The following is a 2,121-nucleotide window of genomic DNA, read 5'->3' on the forward strand; positions in this document are numbered from 1 at the left end:
TTTTTAGTCTAATTTAAAGGAGGTTCTAATATGAATCAAAATATAAATTCTAGTATTGGATGTACTGTACATGAATGTAAGTATCATGCTAAAACAGTTGAAAAGTGCAGTCTTAATGAGATTAAAGTAGTTAAGCATGAAGATAATGCTACAACTAAAGAGTGTACAGACTGTGGAAGTTTTGAAAGAGAGCATTAGAATTGAAAATTATTTATAAAACTATAATTTTTCAGACAAAATAGAGGGAAGGAGCTGTCTCAAAATAGAGATTGGCTCCTTTTTTGTTAAAAAAATAGAATTTTAAATTTAAGATTTAATATTGTACTTTAAGCTCACTACCAAGATATTTTGCAATTGTTCCCATTCCAGATATACCTGCAATAGCTTCAGCATCTGAGTTATAATTTGTATTAGTATTTACATCATAAGTATAGATTTCTCCATGTTCATCAGTAATAAATTCTATACCAGCAATATGAATACTGTTTGCTTCAAGGAAGTGAGCATACTTGTCAAGTATAGGGTTGATAAAGCCCTCTACGATTTTGAATTTAGGCTTTTGTGTTACACCTACAGGACAGAAAGTATCACCAATTTGGCAAGCATCCGCAGGACACAATTGGAATCCTTTAGAAGTATCAACTTGTACAGCATATACGAACTTTCCGCCTATAAATTCACAGCGAGTTATGAAAGAATCAGGAGATTTAATATATTCCTGTATAAGTGTTATTCCATCAATTGGCTCATCAAATTCTGGACCATAAACGTAAGCTTTTAATGCTTCAATATTTTGAAATAGTTGAACTCCTAATCCTTTTCCACCACGATTATGTTTAGTGATAAAAGATCCGTTAAAGCTTTGTGCAGCTTTTATAATTTCTTCTTTTCCTACAGCAGCTACTGTTTTTGGAGTACGAATTCCATGAGCGTTAAGAGAAGTGTATTGTAAAACCTTACTAACCTCTAGCTGCAATGCGCGACTAGTGTTTAGAACCTTGCGGCCATGACCCTCTAGCCACGCTAAAATTGAAGCAGTATATTCTGCTGCATAACGATGTTCTCTAGTATGAGATGAAGCACTCATACGATTATAGAATATCCCTTCTGGTGGTGCTTGAGATAAATCTAGCACTCCTTTATCAATAAACCAATCTTCATATGGAAGCTGTAGAGCTTTTAGCTCTTCTATAAGTGGCGCAGTCCATTCATTGTTTTCATGAATAATATAAATCTTTGACATAATAAAGTCCTCCTAAATAAAATATTTATATTGAAGGAAATTATATTCTATATGATTTATATATAAATATAATTTCCAACTACTTAATCAAGTAAAGCGAATTTCTTATGCTTTTTTTAATTTTAAATCATCTTTATTTGTTTCATTAAAGGTGTTTTTATCAAATTCATCTTCTGAGCTAGCTACTAATAATGCTACTACTGAAGCTCCAGCTACATTGGTCATAGTTCTAACCATATCAATTACGATATCAATTCCAAGAACCATAGCCAAACCTTCTATTGGTAGCCCTAATGTTGAAAGAACAACTGTTGAAGCAATAGTTGCTGCTCCTGGGACACCAGCAATACCGATTGAAGCAAAACTAGTAGTAGCAACTAATAATAAATAGTCACTTACATTAAGATGAATATTAAATATTCTTGCTACAAATATTGATATAAGAGCAGGGTATATTCCACCACCACCATTCATTCCCATGGAAGCACCTAATGGGGCTACAAAGCTTGAAATTTTTTCTGAAATCTTCACTTTATTTGCTAGTGTTTCAATTGTTACTGGTAAAGTTCCATAACTGCTTCTAGTAGTAAAGGCTACAACTAAAGCAGGAGAAAGCTTTTTAAAGAAGGTAATTGGGTTAACTTTAGCTACAAAGGCTATTAAGCTTCCATGTATAAAAACTAAATGTATAGCACATGCAATGTACATTGCAATAATTACCTTTGCAAGAGGAATAAGTGTGCTTAATCCATTATTTGCAGATACTGATACCATAAGACTAAATACCCCATATGGAGTTAATTGTAACACCATGTTAGTTATTCTAAACATTATTTGTGCAAATGAATCTATAAAGTCTTTTACTGGTTTAACTACTT

General features: G+C 32.5%; 3 protein-coding genes. 1 reads left to right on the top strand and 2 read right to left on the bottom strand.

What is annotated here, in order from left to right; all coding sequences use genetic code 11:
* Positions 1 to 30 precede the first annotated feature (30 nt).
* Complete coding sequence (locus VLM92_RS03200; protein ID WP_325274906.1) at positions 31 to 198, top strand: DUF1540 domain-containing protein; 168 nt, start codon at positions 31 to 33, stop codon at positions 196 to 198.
* A gap of 115 nt (positions 199 to 313) precedes the next feature.
* Here the strand turns inward: VLM92_RS03200 and VLM92_RS03205 are convergent, their stop codons facing one another.
* Both VLM92_RS03205 and VLM92_RS03210 read right to left on the bottom strand, forming a co-directional pair.
* The gene (locus VLM92_RS03205; RefSeq protein ID WP_325274907.1) at positions 314 to 1,243 is read right to left on the bottom strand and encodes a hypothetical protein; all 930 of its coding nucleotides are present in this window, start codon (positions 1,241 to 1,243) and stop codon (positions 314 to 316) included.
* Between the two features lie 105 nt (positions 1,244 to 1,348).
* Positions 1,349 to 2,121: dicarboxylate/amino acid:cation symporter (locus tag VLM92_RS03210; RefSeq protein WP_325274908.1), on the bottom strand; the 773-nt coding region annotated here is incomplete at its 5' end.

Source organism: Romboutsia sp., from assembly GCF_035470145.1.
In the GTDB taxonomy this organism is placed as follows: Bacteria; Bacillota; Clostridia; order Peptostreptococcales; family Peptostreptococcaceae; genus Romboutsia_D.

What these genes read in the sequence shown, in the direction of transcription:
- VLM92_RS03200 (WP_325274906.1), top strand. Translation starts at nt 31, where the DNA reads ATGAATCAAAATATAAATTCTAGTATTGGATGTACTGTACATGAATGT.
- VLM92_RS03205 (WP_325274907.1), bottom strand. Translation starts at nt 1,243, where the DNA reads ATGTCAAAGATTTATATTATTCATGAAAACAATGAATGGACTGCGCCA.